The sequence below is a fragment of the Halalkalibacter alkalisediminis genome (genome assembly GCF_028610705.1).
GTDB lineage: Bacteria > Bacillota > Bacilli > Bacillales > Bacillaceae_D > Halalkalibacter > Halalkalibacter alkalisediminis.
This window is the reverse complement of the sequence record NZ_JAQQWT010000002.1, coordinates 299062-316451: the sequence shown is the minus strand read 5'-3', so window position 1 is coordinate 316451 and position 17390 is coordinate 299062. Positions and strand designations below refer to the sequence as shown.

Below are 17390 nucleotides of genomic sequence, written 5' to 3'. Positions count from 1 at the left end.
CGACTGCTATGCGAAAAGGTCTTTTAGGACTGTTAGGCCTTATTGTGTTAGGAGTAATTGTAGGGTTAGATATTCGTGTTACGACAAATGAACAAGATGAACAAATTGAATTGGATTTACAATTAGAGGAAGAAGAATTAGGAATGGTGTTTTTAGATTTACCGAATGGAGAATCGACTTACTTGGAACTCCCAGATGGTGAAACCATTTTAATTGGAACGGGAGCTAAAGATTCGTCCGAAGAATTATTTACACGATTAAATAAATTGAATGTAAGTCATATAAATACAATTATTTTGCCTAGGTTTGAAAAAGAATATAGTGGAAATGTTGAAAAAATGGTTACACAGTTCCAGACGGATCAATTGATCGTACCTAATCAAGGACTAAGTCAAGCGATTACACAATATCAATATCTAGGGATAGATATTGTCGGCTGGGAAGAAGAAGAAGATTATGATATAAGTGAGTTTTTGCAAATAAAGACGTTGTCTAATCATTCATCGCTAATGCCCATGCTCTCGTTTATTATTACGGTTCACAATAAACATCGATTCTTTTTCTCTTCTGAAGCAAATGAGCAATTAGAACGAAATTGGTTAGAGAAAGGGTTGTCACCGGTTACCCTTTTAAAAGTGGCTGAATTTGGAACAGATGAAGGAACCACACAGCGCTTTTTAAAAGAAATTGACCCACAGGTGGCTATTCTATTCTCAAAAGAAAACGCTGAAATAAGCGGAGCACTGTTGGAAAGACTACAAGAAACCTGGATAGATACTTACACTATGAACCAAAATGGATCTGTCATCTTAAAAGTTAATGAATTTGACTACGAACTCGTAACCGTGCATTTCTAGTGGTCATACCTGTTTATATGACTACAAAGCATGAGCAGAGTCAATGCAGGGTCTTAAGATGTTTCTTTAGTGAACTTCTCAGATCACCGAGCAGTTTAGTAAGCCATGTTTAGGATCCGCTGTGTTTGATGACCACGAAAATGTCCTACACTGGGCATTGTGTAGGACATCATTGAGGTGTGAGAAGGAAATGTTGTTGTTTGTTTTTCAACTTTGTCTTATGATGATACATATCAGTATTTAATCAGGACGATCTTGAAAAAATGATGGAAACATCGTTTGTCTGATTGAGATGGGGAATACTTGATGCCATTTCAATCCTTTACGACGTAACAGGGCAACATCATTTTTTTCTTTTTGAAAACGTTCTGCAGTTGATTTTAAGCTGGACAACATGTACGCCCCCTTTCATTGGCGTACTTATAGTATCACCATGTCCGCTATTACTATGTTAGCAATACTTGTACATCAAGGAATAACTTTAGCCAATTGGAGGAGAAAAATGGAACAAAAAATGGTTGTGTTATCCACTACTCGAGTGAATAAAACGTCTGATCTTTATAAAATTGTGGATTCATTAAATCGAACTTTAAAAGAGCAGGATCTAATGTTTGGTCTCGCATTAGATAAGCAGGATCAAGACAAAATGGTTTTTACGATTTATCGTACATAATTGGAGCATTATAATGAAAAAATGGTTGATCATAATCTTCGTATTAGTAACAGTCTTGCTAACGGGAGCTGGGGTTTACGCGTATCAAACCATTCGTGAACCATTGTTACATGAGCTTGAGCAAGCAGAACATTTTGTGAGAGGTCAGGTACTACAAACTGTGTATGATGTTTCTTATTATCATGGGACTGAAACATATTATGTTTTCTTTGGTTTAACGGAAGACGAAGAGGATACGATTGTTTGGGTGTCAGAGGATTTTTCAGCATATCATACAGAAAAAGTAAGCGAAGGCATCACAAAGGAAGAGGCAATTGCAATCGTAAAACAACAGGACCGTGTGAAGCGAATTCAATCTGTTAAGCTTGGATATGAAAGAAACTTACCGGTCTATGAAGTGACATACCTTAATGAAGACAACCGCAAAGGTTATTATTACCTGACTTTTGAAGATGGCACCTTTATGAAAAGATATGTCCTTCGTACAGAGTAAAAAGGAAGTAAAATGTTGAATGAAAGCAATTATTTTAAACATTTCATCACATTCGGACTTGAATCATTGTAAGCGAGACACTATAGTGTATATATAAAACATGGGAGGGAAATTAATCAATGAATTTAGCAAAAAGAGTATCTACCTTAACACCTTCTTCAACACTTGCGATCACAGCAAAGGCGAAGGAGCTTAAAGAGCAAGGACATGATGTAATAGGTCTAGGAGCAGGTGAACCTGATTTTAATACACCTCAATACATAATTGATGCTGCAGTTCGTTCGATGGAAGAAGGACATACGAAATATACACCTTCTGCTGGATTACCCAAATTAAAGCAAGCGATTATTGGTAAATTTGAAACAGACCAAAACATCTCTTATACTCCAGGTGAAATCCTTGTTGGTTCAGGAGCGAAACATGTACTTTATACGTTATTTCAAGCGATTTTAGACGCTGGTGATGAAGTCATTATTCCTACACCTTACTGGGTAAGTTATCCTGAACAAGTGAAGCTTGCAGAAGGAAATCCTGTTTATATTGAAGGACTTGAAAGCAATGAGTTTAAAGTAACTGCGGAGCAACTCGAACAAGCCATTACTTCAAAAACAAAGGCATTTATTCTTAATTCACCGAGTAATCCAACCGGTTCTATGTACTCAGATGATGAACTTCGTCAACTTGGAGAAGTTTGTATCAAACATAATATTCTTATTGTTTCAGATGAGATCTATGAGAAGCTTGTGTATGACGGAGCAACACATACTTCAATTGCTCAATTATCGAATGAACTTAAAGAACAAACGATAGTTGTGAATGGAGTATCGAAATCACATTCAATGACAGGTTGGAGAATAGGTTATGCTGCAGGAAACACAGAGATCATAAAAGCGATGACGAACTTAGCTAGCCACAGTACTTCAAATCCAACAACAACTGCTCAATATGGTACGATTGCCGCTTATACAGAAGATGATGGCTCTGTAGAGACAATGAGAGAAGCGTTTGAAGGTCGTTTAAACCGCGTATTTGAGAAACTTATTTCAATTCCTGGTGTTTCTTGCGTAAAACCAAAAGGAGCTTTCTATCTTTTTCCGAATGTAAGTGAAGCTGTAAAATTAAATGGTTTTGCTGATGTAGATGCATGGGTTGAAGCGATTTTGGAAGAGGAGAAAGTAGCTTTAGTGCCTGGATCAGGGTTTGGAGCTCCAGATAATGTCCGATTATCGTATGCGACATCGCTAGATGCCTTAGAAGAAGCATTAACAAGAATTGAACGTTTTGTTCGTACACATACGAAATAATTTATCTTTCTATTCTTGACTAGAGATAGAACTAGTTGATTGGGTTTATAATCTTTATTAGGCTTTGTTACTAAAATTTTGGGTGATTCAATGGGTATAACCTTTGAGTCACCTTTTTTCGTACTTAATTCGTTGACTTGAAAAATTGTAGAAGGGTATAATGAATGATGTTATACATAGTAGTGATGGAGGTATGAATGTGAAAACAACTATAGCTAAAGTGGGCCAATTTGTTGATCAAGAAGTTACAATCGGTGCTTGGCTTGCAGGTAAGCGATCAAGTGGTAAGATTGCTTTTTTACAATTGCGAGATGGGACAGGCTTTATTCAAGGTGTTGTGGTGAAAGCTGAAGTAGAAGAAGCTATGTTCCAAAAAGCTAAAAATTTAACACAAGAAAGCTCTTTATATGTTACAGGAATCGTTCGTGCAGATGATCGAGCTCCTTCGGGATATGAGTTAACGGTTACTAAAGTGGTAGTATTACATGAAGCCATCGATTATCCAATTACACCTAAAGAACATGGTACGGAATTTTTAATGGATCATCGTCACTTGTGGCTACGTTCAAAACGTCAGCATGCCGTAATGAAAATAAGAAACGAGATTATTCGTGCAACCTATGAGTTCTTTAACGAAAATGATTTTGCTAAAATTGACCCTCCTATTTTAACGGGGAGTGCACCAGAAGGGACCTCAGAGCTTTTTGCAACAAAGTATTTTGATGAAGATGCTTATCTTTCTCAAAGTGGACAACTTTATATGGAAGCTGCCGCAATGGCAATGGGAAGAGTATTTTCATTCGGACCCACTTTCCGCGCTGAGAAATCCAAAACACGCAGACACCTAATCGAATTTTGGATGATTGAACCAGAGATGGCTTTTGTTGAGTTTAATGAAAACCTTGAAATTCAGGAACAATACGTATCATACATTGTTCAATCTGTTCTGAAAAATTGTCAGTTAGAATTGAAAACGCTTGGGCGAGACCTTACGAAACTTGAGGCCATTCAAGCTCCTTTCCCAAGAATAACGTATGATGAAGCAATTAAGTTCCTAAATGAAAAAGGCTTTAATGATATATCATGGGGGGATGATTTTGGCGCTCCTCATGAAACGGCTATTGCTGAACATTACGAGAAACCAGTGTTCATTACGCATTACCCAACATCTTTAAAACCGTTTTATATGCAACCTGCACCTGACCGTGATGATGTGGTTCTTTGTGCGGATCTTATTGCTCCAGAAGGCTACGGTGAAATAATCGGTGGCTCAGAACGTATTCACGACTATGAATTACTAAAGAAAAACTTAGAATTGCATCAATTATCTCTTGATGCATATCAATGGTACCTTGATTTAAGGAAATATGGATCAGTTCCACACTCAGGTTTTGGTTTAGGATTAGAACGTACGGTTGCCTGGATTTCGGGGGTTGAGCATGTTCGTGAAACGATTCCATTCCCAAGACTTTTAAACCGTCTATATCCTTAAACATTTTACTTCGCAAGCTGCAACAAAAGCCTGTTATGGACACTCATAGCAGGCTTTTGTCAATAAAAGGAGCAAAAGTAGCCGTTTACGATAACTATGCTAACAGGTGCGCAGTCAGTAAAAGGAAACACCGGTATACGTATTTGCATGTTATAATTAGAGTAGAGGTGTTTGCTAATGGACCAGAATTTACTTATAAAATGGACGACTCAAAGACAACTTTCCATACCAACATTATTGCTCAAACATTATAAACAGTTAGGGTTGAAAGAAGAAGAACTTGTTGCTCTTATACACGTTCAATCGTTTATCGATGAAGGTGATGGATTTCCTACTCCAGAGCTATTAAGTGAACGAATGACGTTATCTATGAATGAATGTGCAGAAATGCTTGGACGATTAATTCGAAATGGGTTTCTCACGCTTGATAAAAAGTGGGATGATCACGGAATTTTATATGAATATTTTACGCTTGAACCGTTATGGACTAGATTAATTCAATTGATGAAAGGGGAACAGCTCGAGGAGAAAGAACAACAAAAGCAAAATGATGAAGGAATCTTATATAAAAGATTTGAAGAAGAATTTTGTAGACCGTTATCCCCCATTGAGGCTGAAACGCTATCAATGTGGCTAGACCAAGACCATCATTCTTCAGAATTAATTCTTGCAGCTTTGCGTGAAGCTGTTGTTTCAGCAAAATTAAACTTTCGTTATATTGATCGAATCTTATTTGAATGGAAACGAAATGGCATCAGGACTTTAGACCAAGCGAAAGCACAGGGAGAGAAATTTCGTAAATATAATCAACAGCCAAAACCTGAACCAAAAAGAGTTCGAGCTGAATCATACCCAACTTTTAGCTGGTTAGATCAGTCGTAGGGAAAATAGGGAGAGAAGAAAGATGTTATCAAAGAAACAAACGATAGAGGCTCTTGACGTCATTGCCGAAATGTATCCTGATGCAGAATGCGAACTTACACATTCGAATCCGTTTGAGTTAGTTATTGCAGTTCTTCTTTCTGCACAATGTACGGATGCGCTTGTTAATAAGGTTACGCCTTCATTATTTGCAAAGTACAAGCAACCTGAGGATTATTTAGCCGTTCCATTAGAAAAACTAGAGCAAGACATCAGGTCGATTGGACTTTTTCGCAGTAAGGCGAAAAATATAAAAAAGCTGTGTCAAATGTTAATTGAAGAGTATAATGGGGAAGTACCGAAAGAAAGAGATGAACTTGTAAAGCTAGCAGGTGTGGGACGTAAAACAGCCAACGTTGTAACGTCGGTTGCATTCGGTGTACCGGCCATTGCGGTTGATACGCATGTAGAACGCGTATCAAAGCGTCTTGCCATTTGTCGGTGGAAAGATAGTGTTCTTCAAGTAGAGGAATCACTAATGAAAAAAATCCCTGCAGAAAGATGGTCTGATTCTCATCATCAACTCATTTTTTTCGGACGTTATCATTGTAAAGCTCAGTCTCCGCGATGTGAGACCTGTCCTTTACTTGAGAGTTGTCGTGAAGGCAAGAAGCGAATGAAAGCAAGGGAGAAAAAATGATTCAAATACCAGATTCATTTCAGATTCAACCTTTTTATCAACAAAAAATGGTCTCTTTACCGGATTTAAAGAATTCATTTAAAGAAATTTGTCGAACGATTCCTTTTTATTACGATATGGTAAAGGACCAGAAGTACTGGAAAAATAAGCATGAAATTATTCCGGTACTACTAGAATGGTGGAGTGAAGAAGAACAAACACTCACAATGTTATTCCGCGAACGTAATACGAAAGAAGCTAGACCTGTTATGATTTTTATGTCTGCGGCTTTTATTGATTGTTTATTTTGGATGAATGATAAGACTTTATCAGGACTAACTCAACTTGAGCAAGATCTTGCACACATTAAGTTTAAACCAATTAATTGCGAAGAACGATTAGATTTTGTCCTTCGGCATCCGAGTCAATATCAATCATTTACACAGTTAAGAGCTTTATATCTAGAAGTACGAAAAACATACGCTAAAATAAAATTACTTGAACATATTACTTAAATAAAAAGAAGGATCTCGCACTAGATCCTTCTTTCACTAATACAATAATCAGAATACATAGAATAAGCTAGAAAAGAGTAGGTGTTGAGATGAGCAAAGCATTAGATTCAATGATAAAAGTAACGAAAATAACAGAAAAAGAACGTGAGCGTCAGCAATTAATGGAAGGTAAAGCACAAAATAACAGCTTTCAAGTAGCTTTTTGTGGTCATTTCTCTGCTGGAAAATCGACGATTCTTAATCATTTATTAGGCGCAGAAATGTTGCCAACAAGTCCCATTCCTACAAGCGCAAACATTATTGGAATTAAAAATGGAAACTTGAGCTTAACGGTTCAATCGATTGAGGGTGAACAAACAAGTTGGGATGGGGAAATTCCATGGCAACGAGTTAGAGAATGGGGAATGAATGGTGCAGAAATCTCATCCATAACCATTCAAGCACCCTTACCGTTCTTAGGAGATAATAGTTGGATTTATGACACTCCAGGGGTCGATTCTACAGACCCAACCCATCAGGCGGTAACGTTGGAAGCGCTTTACACAACAGATTTCATCTGTTATGTAATGGATTATAATCACGTTCAGTCTGAAACGAATTTAACCTTTTTAAAACAATTATCGGATGAAAAGAAACCATTATACTTAGTTGTCAATCAAATTGATAAACATGATGACGGGGAACTTTCTTTTCAAGAATTCGATCAATCGATTCGTGATACGTTTGCTTCATGGGGAATTAACATCCTTAAATTACGCTATACAAGCATGAAAGCGAGGCAACATCCCCTGAATCAATTAGCGCAATTTGAAAGAGAAATGAAGGCTATTTTATATCGGGGGCAAGAACTACTTCCTTTCGCCAAACAGCGTTTACAACAAGGGTTTTATCTAAGTATCATTAATCGACTTGAAGAAGAAAAAGAAGATGAATTAGATCAAGTAAAGGAAGAAATGAAACAGCAAGGCTTTTCTTTGAAACAATTAGATCGAAGACAAACGTTAGCGATAAGCTATGAACAAGCCATTCATGCAAAGAAGTTATTTGAAGAAAGTTTCGAAAGGGAATGGCAGAAAATCGTAAAGGATGTAACGGTTTTTCCTTATACAACAACAGAACTAGTAAGAAGTTGGCTTGAAAGCATGGATCCAAGTTTTAAAGTAGGATTATTGTTTACAAAAAAGAAAACACAAGAAGAACAAGAAGTTAGGCTAAAACGCCTATTAGAAGAAACACAAGATAAAGTAAAAAGCCAGTTAGAATTTCATCTGCATAAACTATTTCACTCCTATGATTTTACTTTATTAACTAATCGAGAACAGGTTGAGACTGAATTAAATCAACTTCATGTAACGATTGATGAGCAATTTTTCAAAGAAGCTGTGCAGCCTGGGCCTAAAAACAGAGAATATGTATATACTTTTACGAAAGATCGTACAGCAACAATCATTAAAATACTTCGTCAAAAGGCAGCATCTATTATCAATATAATGGCTATAGGTATGCAAGATCATTGGGAACAAGAACAAGAGGACGTAGAAAAAGAGCTCGAGCAACTTCATGATATTGATGTGTTTGCCATGCAATTAATTAAGATTGAGGATAGCTTTGATACGGCTATCGAAGAACACTCAGAACGAGTAAACCAATACCAAGATGCTGGAGGGTTTGAACGAGTTCTAGTAGAAGCAATGGAGAAAGATATACCTGAATTTAAAGTATCAGCTTCAGTGTCATCGATTACTTTACCTGATGAGTCAGTCATTAATACGGATTGGCAACAAGAAGATGTTGTCATAAATGATTTTAACCAAGAGCAAGCAAATGAATGGATTCAACAACTACGTACTGTGCTTCAACAATATCAAGTAAAAGAAAGATTTGATTTTGAACGATCGATGTTACTAGAACGAATTCAACGTTTTAAGGAGCAGACATTTACGATCTCTTTATTCGGTGCTTTTAGTGCAGGTAAATCTAGTTTTGCCAATGCGCTGCTTGGCGATACTGTTTTACCAGTTTCTCCGCATCCGACTACTGCAACAGTTAATATTGTAAAACGATCTGATAAAAATCATGCTTCTGGAACAGCTATTGTACAAGTGAAATCAAAACAACAATTATCAGATGAAATTAAATCAGTGGGAGAGCAATTAGACACAGAAGTAACCATTGAATCACTAGTGTCATGGAAAGAAGATCCTACAGTAACGACAAGTTGGCAAAAAACATATCAATCGTATCTCTTAACATTGAAAAATAGTTTGGCAGACGGGAAATGGGAATTAGGTTCATCTTTTGAAGTGAAATTACAAGAACTTCAACCATTTGTCGCAAACGAACACGATGCTTGTTTAATTGATCAGGTGACACTTTACTATGATTGTCCTTTAACCGAGCAAGGAATCATTCTAGTTGATACACCAGGTGTTAATTCGATTCACGGTAGACATACGAATGTTGCATTTAAGCAGCTAAGGGACTCAGATGCGATTTTTTATTTAACCTATTACAATCATGCTTTTTCCAAAGCAGACCAACAATTCTTGCAGCAAATGGCAAAGGTGAATGAAGGTTTTCGTACAGATAAACTTTATTTCATCTTAAATGCTGCTGATTTGGCTCATAGCCCATATGAATTAAATGGGGTACGAAAACATGTGTACGACCAATTGATTCAAAATGGCCTGAATGAGCCTCGCCTATATCCTCTCTCAAGCAAGCAAGGCTTAAAAGGGAAGCAACAGCAAGGAGACGGAGATGAATTATTTACTATTTTTGAAAAATCGTTTTATGATAAAACGATTACAGAACTTAAACGATTAAGCTTTGAGTTATTAGGAGAAGAGTTAACTAGGTATAAAGCGATGTTAAGGAAGGGCTTAGAATATGCAACAGGAGAGGAAAAGGGAAGAGAAGAGGAACGAAATAAAATTGTTGCAGCGATTTCAATTTGGCAAAAGAAATTGGACGATATAAAGCCTTTAACGGCGTATCAAACAAGTACACAAGAAGTGAATCAGCTATTCTTATTTTTAAGAGATCGGGTTCGATACGTTTTAGGAGATCAATTTTCTGAAGCGGTTAATGTGACAACAGTCGTAGGTGCTAGTAAGCGCGCTCAACAAAAAGCTTTGATTAGTGCACTTCAAGAATGGAGAAGTGAAGGGGAGCACTTTATTAAGCAGGAGATACAAGCGACATTAACTCGAATTGAAATTGCTTTGTCTAACGCAATTGAAGATTGGATGGCTGAAACGATTAAACAAATTCGTGCTGATTTTCCTGTATTTCAAGCATCGTACGAAGGAGACCAACAAGATATTCCTCTAAAAAAGACAGAGAGATTTATTACTGTTGAATTAGAAGAGTTTAAAACTTATTTTCATTCGGCAAAATCGTTCTTTGAAGAGGGCCAACTTAAAAAGTTAAAAGAGGTTCTTGTCGAGAAGGGAACGGAGCAATCTAGTTCAGCTTTGCGCACCATCGAACAACAAACCCTGGCCTTGCTTGATGAAAAATTTGAAAATGAAATGAAACTAGCCAAAGAAAAACTCCGCGAGGGGCTAGTTCGTGAACTTGAGAGATTTGAGGCTTTGGCTGATCCTAAGCATGTGGAATCATTGGCAAAAGAAAGCAACGAGCTTCAAGCATTGTAGCAATAAAAAGACCCGCAATTATATGCGGGTCTTTTCCTTATTCTTGATCTGCGTCTTCTTCTTCGTTCGTATTTTGGTCACCGTCAGTTACTTCATCGTCTGGCTCATCATCTTCAACTTCATCAAGAGGATTAGGAATCGTTTGTTCTTCTTCTTCTTCTTCCTCTTCTTCTTCCTCTTCTTCTTCCTCTTCTTCTTCTTCTTCCTCTTCCTCCTCTTCAACAATTTCTTCTTCAATTTTAACCGCAACTGAAGCCGAATCACTTCTTAAAGAACTGTTATCATCTGAGATCGCAATGACAGTGAACACATAACTAGAACCTGGTTGCGGATCACCGAAAATGTATTGCATATCTTTTTTACGATCAAGCGTTTGCGGACTACCTCCGTCAATAGCAACCTGAATCTCAAAAGTAACGTCATCGCGATGCTCTTTTGGGTAATCCCATGTTACGATGATTTGATTAGCGGCCTCTTCATAGCTTGCCATCAAATTAGTTGGAGCATCAATTTCAATAAATTTTTCAGAAACACGAGTTGGTTCATTTCCACGAACGAATAACTCTTGAATGATTTCATCTTGAGGAGTCCAGTCACTTGGAAGGAGACCTGTTGCTCGTTCAACACCAACTCGGACGACAGAGTTAGGCATAGTAAAATCAGGAGTTTCTATATCAGATGAAACATTTTGCATAATAGCTTTGAAGATTTGTTGGGCTGCTTGTCGTGAATTAGCCCCACTAGGAAAATAATTGTTACTAGCATTTTCAGCATTACGATTAAATCCTGTCCAGACTGAAATCGTATAGTTTGTTGTGTATCCAGAGAACCAGATATCAGGAACACCACCTTCTGGGATTCCGAGTCGCTCTCGATCACTTTGGTCAAAGTTGGTCGTTCCTGTTTTCCCAGCCATAGGTAGACCAGCAATATTAGCTACTCCACCTGTTCCGTTTGTAACAGCGGTCTTTAACATATCTGTAATCATATAAGCTGTATAATCGCTCATCGCTAATGTAGATTCTGGTTCTAAATTAATCACACGACCATCTGGAAATTCGACTCTACGAACGGTATAAGGTTCAGTGTACGTCCCATTATTACCAAAGGCAGCATAAGCACCAGCAAGTTCTTTCGTCGTTACACCATTATCAAATCCACCAAGCCCATATGCTTCTGGCATTTGGCTGTCTTGTATTTGGGATTCAATGGGAATTCCTAATCCTTCTGCAAACGTTTGAGCACGATCAACACCAACTTCTTGTAAGGCCTTTATCGCAGTCACATTTCGAGAGCGGGCTAACGCTGTACGCATGGACATCGGACCGCCATACTGTCGATCGAAATTCCGAATAGGAGTCCCGTTTGAATATTCATGTTGTTCATCAGTAATACGTTGAGCCGTAGACCATTGTAAATATTCAATAGCCGGTCCATAATCAAGAATAGGCTTAATCGTTGAACCAGGCTGACGTCGTTCATCCGTAGCTAAATTATAACCACGTTGCAAGCCTGTATCTTCTCGGCCGCTTCCGAGAGCTTTGATCTGCCCTGTTTTCGTATCGAGTAGGGTAACGGCAGCAGTAAAGTCTTCATTATCAGGATAGACCCCGACAAACTCATCTGTTTGCAACACATTTTCGACATGTTCTTGAGCTGAAACATCAAGGGTTGTGTACACTTTCAAACCAGCATTGTAAATATCATTAACTGTAATGCCTTCCATGGCTTCAAGTTCAGTAAGGACTTGATTGTAAAAAGCTTCATAAGCATAAGATTCTCTTTCAGTTAACACAATTTGATCACTTAATGGCACAGCTTTAGCTTCTGCAGCTTCTTCACTTGTGATCTTTCCATGTTGCTCCATTAGAGAAAGAACTAGATTTCGTCTGCTCTCTGCAGCTTCTGGGTTCTTAGTTGGATCATAAAAACTTGGACGTCGCGGAATACCTGCAAGAAGAGCAGCATCTGCTAACGTTAAATCTTCTACAGACTTATTAAAATAAGTTTGTGATGCAAGTTCAACACCATAAACCCCAGACCCTAAATAAATTTGATTTAAATACATTTCAAGAATTTGATCTTTAGAATAGTGTTGCTCTAACTGGATGGCTAAATATTGCTCTTGAACTTTACGAGTTATTTTTTTCTCTTCGTTTAAGAAAAGGTTTTTAACCAACTGTTGTGTAATGGTGCTTGCACCTTCTGCACCGAAACCACCCGTAATATTCGCTCTAACTGCACCAAAGAGTCGTCTAATATCGATCCCAAAATGTTCGCGAAAGCGGATATCTTCTACGGATATAAAAGCATCTTCAACGACTTGAGGGACATCCTGAATGCTAACAGTAACACGACGCTCAGTCGTTTCTAGCTGTGACACAAACACATCTTCATCATCATGAATAAGCAGACCCTGAGTAAGCATAAGCTTTTCTTCATCGAGATCTGGAGCTCCTTGAATCATAGCGAAGATGGTCACACCACCAGCTAATACTGCAACCATGGCTAGAATGAGAAGGGCTAATAAAAATTTTTTCCAAATCCCTTTCTTTGGAGTTTTCTTTGTTTTTTTCTGTTGTTGGGCTTGACGACGCCCGAGTCTTGTATTATTCGTTTCATTTGACATCGTTTTTCTCCTTTTCCTCGGTAAGTTTATGACTCGTCCTTAAAATAAACAGAGTCAATCACCTGTAAATAATCAATCCGTGGATGATATCCTATTTTAATCAAATACCCGTATTTTTCAATATCTGATTTGCGAATAGATTTTCTTGAGGACTTTTTTTGATCGTAAAATTGTATTAAGTGGCTCGCATCAAGTAAATAGACTTCGTCTGTTATTGAAAACCTTAGAATGACGAAGGCGATTCCGTTTTGGATCATGACTTGTTTCATGTGCTCAATTTGATGGTCATGAAAGTTTTGCAATGGAAAAGAAGTTTTGTTTTTAGTTTCTTTCGCTTCAAAGTCAAGATAATGACCGCGATAGACTCCATTGTAGTCTGTTGTAGAAGCTTGCTTAAAGTAAGCTTCTTTAATAACGGCAGCACTTCTTTTAGGGTAATCAACTTGAACAATTTGGACTGGAGTTGGTTTTTTATGAATGACAGCCCGTTTTTTCTCTAAGTAAAATTGATTTGTCTCATTTAAATCTTCTTCCAGTGTCATTCCTCGATTGCTATAAGTTATCTCTCTTTGTGATGCTTTCTTTGAGGCACTGGGCCCTTTAAATTGCCGTCCGTTTGGATAACGTATCGCCATCTCACTCACAAACCTTTCCAAACAAATATCTATGCATGCATGGATTATCTAAGAACTGAAGAAAGTATAATTAGATTCCATCACATAATCTTACCATAAATAGACACTTAGAAGGTAGAAATTTATGAAGAAACGATGAACGACAAAAGAGGGTGCACGTATGTTAGCGGAGATTCATGAACAAATTCTAAAGAAAACGAAACAAGGTAACAAAGATAATATTTCACGTACCGAATTTTATGAACAATTTTACAAAAGGCACCCAGAGATCAAATGGCCTTTATTAGCTGGAATTGTGTCAAGGAATGCTGGCTGGAATATGACGGATCTTAAAAGCAAATGGTTTCAAACATTATTAACGAATCGTTATAGAGATTTATTGTTTCAAACATATGAACGGGCAAACTGGACCATATTTGCCGACGCATACCCTCAGTTACTTTGGTATGAGTGGGTCAAATCAGAAAGTTATCCGAATTATGACCTCCTTAATTGTTTAGGGGTTTCAAAGTTTATGCAAAAGGAATGGAAGTATTATTTTGAAAACCGAGATGGAGAAAGACTTTGTACAGCTTTGATTATCAATGAGCAACATATGATTGAGGAAACAGTCATGAAAAATCCATTGTATAGAAAGAAAGTGTTCTCTTCTCTCCTTTACATTTTGGAAGAACATGCACATATGAGCTATGTTATTTTTCCGACAGTAAAAGGAGAGGTATATGGTTTATATGTAAGAAATTTCAAGAGTGTAAAAGCTCGAATTTGGTTAGGGAAACAACTGCAGCAATTGTTATTTCATCCTTTCATTCATGAAGACATTTACAAATTTACAATCCAAACCGTACCAACAGGTTCTAGAGATGATTATGAACAGTTTATGAATTGGTCTACTGGGAACACAAGTCCTATATTACGAGACGTTTATCCGGTCGTATCCCACCATTGGTCGGAGAGAAAGGATTGGTCTGAGACAGTACTTCAACCAAGTCGCTATTTGAAGCCAATTCAAACAAGTATACCTGTGGAACGAACGTCATGGCTACATCGTAAATGGGTAGAATTATTTCTCATTCAAAAGATAAAAAAAGTTGTCTCAAATAGTCAATAACTTGACTGTTTAAGACAACGAATCATAAGATCTGAGTTCATTTGTTCCATTTTTTATTGATGGGCAATTAAAACCACTTACTACTCAGCGGGACGATTTGGCCCACCTAGTTTTTTGTCCCCAGTATAGCCTTCCTTGCGTTGTTGTTTTGTTTTGTCGTGTGTATTACCTTCTGTTTGTTGCTTGTTGTTTTGGTTCATTTGAATAGCCTCCCTTTTTGGTGTTCAAAAGTAGTATGTGAGAGGGATGAGTTCTCCATGCATGACGAACCTCAACAAATGCTTACAAGTTTTGTCAAAATGCGAACTTCCTTCACGTCAGAAAGAATTTTTCCACTTTCTTTGACGAATTAATTCTAGTTTTGTCAGGGGTGGAGGGATATGTGAGTGTTGAGACGAATTCGTTTGCAAGAAGAAAAAATGGGAGGTTCGTTACATGAAGACTGCTTTGAAAACAAAAGAGGTATCTGAGGTATTGGGTGTTAATCCAACAACGGTACAACGGTGGGCGAAATATTTTGGTCTTGTATGTGAGACAAATGAACATGGTCATTTCTTATTCACCCAAGAGCATGTGGAGACGATGCGTGAAGTTCAGATTCAACTTCAACAAGGAAAGAAAATGAAGGAGATCCAATTAGGAATGGGGCTAAACCAAATGGAAAAGAATGAACTTAACATTAAAACAGCAACTTATGAAGAAAAATTAGAAGAGGTTATAACTCGTGTCGGCGAGTTAGATCGTAAGTTGTCTCAAAAAGCAGATGAGGTAGTTAGTTATCAATTGCTTAAGCACCGTTCAGAATTAGAGGATATGATGAAAATGATTAAAAACTTAGAGGGACGTTTAAATAAAATTGAGAATCGTATGCAGGATCATAACATCCCTGAAGAGCGTGAGCTCCCAATGGCTGTTGGCGGAAGTGTCAATAAAAATAAATGGCGTTCACTTATGCAGATCTTTTCCTTTTAAGTTAGAGATTGATTTGCTAAGATGAGGAACGGAGGTGCGAAATGAACGAAATGACCCGTTCCGAATTAAAATATCTAACAAATGCATTAATCCGTTTAAATAAAAAGGCTGAAGAATATTATATAAAAGCTAGAGAGGAAGAGGGGGAGGTTGATTTTTTTGGAGTAGTCAAACCTTTTGCCGAAGACATGGCAAAGGTACGTGATCTGTGGATGCCACTAGCACAAGAGTTTGTCCAAAAAGAAAAACCGCTGCATCTTCATCCTAGTCAACTTCAACAAACGGAAGAAAATCTTGAAATTGTAGCTATTAAATCGTTTTATAAAGAAACCAGTAAAAAAAGACAAATGGAAACGTTTAAGTCCGTAGAATACGTATTAAATCAAATGTTAGGAGCAATTGACAAATAAGTATTGATAAAGGTTGTCGAAAAGGTGAGCACTCCTTTTCGACAACCTTTTTTATGATCCACCTAATTTAAACTCTTTTCTAAACTCTTTTCCCCATTCCTAACTATACCGGTGATCTTTCTACGAGGTAGCTGCCATTGTAAATGAACGGAAAGCATTCGCAGGATAATCACACTAATAAATAATATGGTTAATCCTATAGGCCCTGAAAGAAGGTCAAGCCCCACAACAACACCCGCTAGCATCGCCCACCCGATATAAATCTCCTTTTGAAGAATAAGTGGCTTTCTTCCCGCAAGTACATCGCGGACCATACCGCCACCTGCCCCTGTAAGAGCTGCCGCTACTATGATCGCAGAAAGGGGGTGTCCCATTTCTGTTGCATATAAAGCTCCTTGAATCGCAAATGCAGAAAGACCAATTGCATCAAAAAGAAGATGGAATTTAACCCAATGATTAAATAATATGGTTGGAAAGATAAAAGCGATACTCATGACAATAACCGCGATTATAAAAAAAGAGCCTTGTTCCCACAATGCTGACACAGGGAGACCAATTAACAAATTACGAATCGCTCCTCCTCCAAAAGCAGTAACTAAACCTAAGATGTATACACCCATTAAATCATAATCTTCTTCCATAGCTACGATTGCACCACTAAGTGCAAAGGCTACAGTTCCAATGAGTGTTAAAATGTCCCAAATCATGTTTCTCTCTCCTCCAAAAATCTTTTTTAACAATAAAAAACGTGGACAAATCTTTCGCTTGTCCACGTTCACTTGCGATTAGCTATTAGCCGTTATCACGAAACGAGAAAAAAATCATTACAACCATTGTTAAAATGGACATAATTGTTAATGTGGCCAAAAGTAAACCTGATGGCTCAGCGTGAGCTGCATCCTCAGCACCGCCGCCTCCTGCCGCTAGAATCTGTCCAGGAACGATAACGAAAGCCAAAACCATTGTTGTTAATAATGTAAGCAATTTTCCCATGATCAACCCTCCTTAAATAAAAAAACAGATGTCTCTACATATGTATCTGTTAGTGTCATGTTCTATCTTCTCTATTATAGTTAGGACCCTATAAATAATCAATCATG

18 protein-coding genes are annotated in these 17390 nt (G+C 37.6%); 12 read left to right on the top strand and 6 right to left on the bottom strand.

Translation table 11 applies throughout. The annotated features are described in order from the left end of the window. The first annotated feature begins 8 nt into the window (after positions 1-8). Positions 9-857: a ComEC/Rec2 family competence protein gene (locus PQ474_RS04080; RefSeq protein WP_273840749.1), complete on the top strand. Its 849-nt coding sequence runs from the start codon at positions 9-11 to the stop codon at positions 855-857. Positions 858-1097: 240 nt separating this feature from the next. Here the strand turns inward: PQ474_RS04080 and PQ474_RS04075 are convergent, their stop codons facing one another. Further along, positions 1098-1253, bottom strand: a complete 156-nt coding sequence (locus PQ474_RS04075; RefSeq protein ID WP_273840748.1) for a hypothetical protein — start codon at positions 1251-1253, stop codon at positions 1098-1100. Between the two features lie 106 nt (positions 1254-1359). Between PQ474_RS04075 and PQ474_RS04070 the strand changes: the two genes are divergently transcribed. The 8 genes from PQ474_RS04070 to PQ474_RS04035 all read left to right on the top strand — a co-directional run bounded on the left by PQ474_RS04070 (position 1360) and on the right by PQ474_RS04035 (position 10533). Next, entirely contained in the window at positions 1360-1530 is a 171-nt protein-coding gene (locus tag PQ474_RS04070) for a YpmA family protein (RefSeq protein ID WP_273840747.1), read from the top strand. Between the two features lie 13 nt (positions 1531-1543). Next, positions 1544-2023 carry a cell wall elongation regulator TseB-like domain-containing protein gene (locus tag PQ474_RS04065; RefSeq protein ID WP_273840746.1) on the top strand — a complete coding sequence of 160 codons (480 nt, stop codon included), beginning with the start codon at positions 1544-1546 and terminating at the stop codon, positions 2021-2023. Between the two features lie 119 nt (positions 2024-2142). Continuing rightward, complete coding sequence (locus PQ474_RS04060; RefSeq protein ID WP_273840745.1) at positions 2143-3327, top strand: pyridoxal phosphate-dependent aminotransferase; 1185 nt, start codon at positions 2143-2145, stop codon at positions 3325-3327. Between the two features lie 199 nt (positions 3328-3526). Next, positions 3527-4819, top strand: coding sequence for an asparagine--tRNA ligase (gene asnS, locus PQ474_RS04055; protein WP_273840744.1), 1293 nt, complete (start codon positions 3527-3529; stop codon positions 4817-4819). Between the two features lie 177 nt (positions 4820-4996). Further along, positions 4997-5701: a DnaD domain-containing protein gene (locus tag PQ474_RS04050; protein ID WP_273840743.1), complete on the top strand. Its 705-nt coding sequence runs from the start codon at positions 4997-4999 to the stop codon at positions 5699-5701. A 22-nt stretch (positions 5702-5723) separates the two neighbouring features. After that, positions 5724-6380 carry an endonuclease III gene (gene nth, locus PQ474_RS04045; RefSeq protein ID WP_273840742.1) on the top strand — a complete coding sequence of 219 codons (657 nt, stop codon included), beginning with the start codon at positions 5724-5726 and terminating at the stop codon, positions 6378-6380. Continuing rightward, positions 6377-6874 carry a YpoC family protein gene (locus PQ474_RS04040; protein WP_273840741.1) on the top strand — a complete coding sequence of 166 codons (498 nt, stop codon included), beginning with the start codon at positions 6377-6379 and terminating at the stop codon, positions 6872-6874. The genes nth and PQ474_RS04040 overlap by 4 nt, the downstream gene beginning before the upstream one ends. Positions 6875-6963: 89 nt before the next feature. Next, positions 6964-10533, top strand: coding sequence for a dynamin family protein (locus tag PQ474_RS04035; RefSeq protein WP_273840740.1), 3570 nt, complete (start codon positions 6964-6966; stop codon positions 10531-10533). Between the two features lie 37 nt (positions 10534-10570). On the opposite strand, the gene PQ474_RS04030 is transcribed toward PQ474_RS04035, so the two are convergent. After that, positions 10571-13162, bottom strand: coding sequence for a PBP1A family penicillin-binding protein (locus PQ474_RS04030; protein ID WP_273840739.1), 2592 nt, complete (start codon positions 13160-13162; stop codon positions 10571-10573). A gap of 26 nt (positions 13163-13188) precedes the next feature. Continuing rightward, complete coding sequence (gene recU, locus PQ474_RS04025; protein WP_273840738.1) at positions 13189-13797, bottom strand: Holliday junction resolvase RecU; 609 nt, start codon at positions 13795-13797, stop codon at positions 13189-13191. A gap of 160 nt (positions 13798-13957) precedes the next feature. Here recU and PQ474_RS04020 point away from each other — a divergent pair, with 160 nt between their 5' ends. Further along, the gene (locus tag PQ474_RS04020) at positions 13958-14908 is read left to right on the top strand and encodes a DUF2515 family protein (protein WP_273840737.1); all 951 of its coding nucleotides are present in this window, start codon (positions 13958-13960) and stop codon (positions 14906-14908) included. A gap of 80 nt (positions 14909-14988) precedes the next feature. Here PQ474_RS04020 and PQ474_RS04015 read toward each other — a convergent pair whose 3' ends face one another. Next, positions 14989-15108, bottom strand: a complete 120-nt coding sequence (locus PQ474_RS04015) for a spore protein (protein WP_273840736.1) — start codon at positions 15106-15108, stop codon at positions 14989-14991. Positions 15109-15343: 235 nt separating this feature from the next. On the opposite strand from PQ474_RS04015, the gene racA reads away from it, so the two are divergent. Continuing rightward, positions 15344-15880 carry a chromosome-anchoring protein RacA gene (racA, locus tag PQ474_RS04010; RefSeq protein ID WP_273840735.1) on the top strand — a complete coding sequence of 179 codons (537 nt, stop codon included), beginning with the start codon at positions 15344-15346 and terminating at the stop codon, positions 15878-15880. A gap of 41 nt (positions 15881-15921) precedes the next feature. Beyond that, a complete protein-coding gene (locus tag PQ474_RS04005) occupies positions 15922-16290 on the top strand; it encodes a YppE family protein (protein ID WP_273840734.1) in 369 nt (122 codons plus the stop codon). A 62-nt stretch (positions 16291-16352) separates the two neighbouring features. On the opposite strand, the gene PQ474_RS04000 is transcribed toward PQ474_RS04005, so the two are convergent. Continuing rightward, positions 16353-16997, bottom strand: coding sequence for a trimeric intracellular cation channel family protein (locus PQ474_RS04000; protein WP_273840733.1), 645 nt, complete (start codon positions 16995-16997; stop codon positions 16353-16355). Positions 16998-17082: 85 nt separating this feature from the next. Next, positions 17083-17283 carry a hypothetical protein gene (locus PQ474_RS03995; protein WP_273840732.1) on the bottom strand — a complete coding sequence of 67 codons (201 nt, stop codon included), beginning with the start codon at positions 17281-17283 and terminating at the stop codon, positions 17083-17085. Between the last annotated feature and the right edge of the window lie 107 nt (positions 17284-17390).

Coding starts and splice junctions, on each gene's coding strand:
- PQ474_RS04020 (WP_273840737.1), top strand. CDS start 13,958: ATGTTAGCGGAGATTCATGAACAAATTCTAAAGAAAACGAAACAAGGT.
- PQ474_RS04030 (WP_273840739.1), bottom strand. CDS start 13,162: ATGTCAAATGAAACGAATAATACAAGACTCGGGCGTCGTCAAGCCCAA.
- PQ474_RS04005 (WP_273840734.1), top strand. CDS start 15,922: ATGAACGAAATGACCCGTTCCGAATTAAAATATCTAACAAATGCATTA.
- PQ474_RS04065 (WP_273840746.1), top strand. CDS start 1,544: ATGAAAAAATGGTTGATCATAATCTTCGTATTAGTAACAGTCTTGCTA.
- PQ474_RS04075 (WP_273840748.1), bottom strand. CDS start 1,253: ATGTTGTCCAGCTTAAAATCAACTGCAGAACGTTTTCAAAAAGAAAAA.
- nth (WP_273840742.1), top strand. CDS start 5,724: ATGTTATCAAAGAAACAAACGATAGAGGCTCTTGACGTCATTGCCGAA.
- PQ474_RS04035 (WP_273840740.1), top strand. CDS start 6,964: ATGAGCAAAGCATTAGATTCAATGATAAAAGTAACGAAAATAACAGAA.
- recU (WP_273840738.1), bottom strand. CDS start 13,797: ATGGCGATACGTTATCCAAACGGACGGCAATTTAAAGGGCCCAGTGCC.
- PQ474_RS04060 (WP_273840745.1), top strand. CDS start 2,143: ATGAATTTAGCAAAAAGAGTATCTACCTTAACACCTTCTTCAACACTT.
- PQ474_RS04050 (WP_273840743.1), top strand. CDS start 4,997: ATGGACCAGAATTTACTTATAAAATGGACGACTCAAAGACAACTTTCC.
- racA (WP_273840735.1), top strand. CDS start 15,344: ATGAAGACTGCTTTGAAAACAAAAGAGGTATCTGAGGTATTGGGTGTT.
- PQ474_RS04080 (WP_273840749.1), top strand. CDS start 9: ATGCGAAAAGGTCTTTTAGGACTGTTAGGCCTTATTGTGTTAGGAGTA.
- PQ474_RS04070 (WP_273840747.1), top strand. CDS start 1,360: ATGGAACAAAAAATGGTTGTGTTATCCACTACTCGAGTGAATAAAACG.
- PQ474_RS03995 (WP_273840732.1), bottom strand. CDS start 17,283: ATGGGAAAATTGCTTACATTATTAACAACAATGGTTTTGGCTTTCGTT.
- PQ474_RS04015 (WP_273840736.1), bottom strand. CDS start 15,108: ATGAACCAAAACAACAAGCAACAAACAGAAGGTAATACACACGACAAA.
- PQ474_RS04040 (WP_273840741.1), top strand. CDS start 6,377: ATGATTCAAATACCAGATTCATTTCAGATTCAACCTTTTTATCAACAA.
- PQ474_RS04000 (WP_273840733.1), bottom strand. CDS start 16,997: ATGATTTGGGACATTTTAACACTCATTGGAACTGTAGCCTTTGCACTT.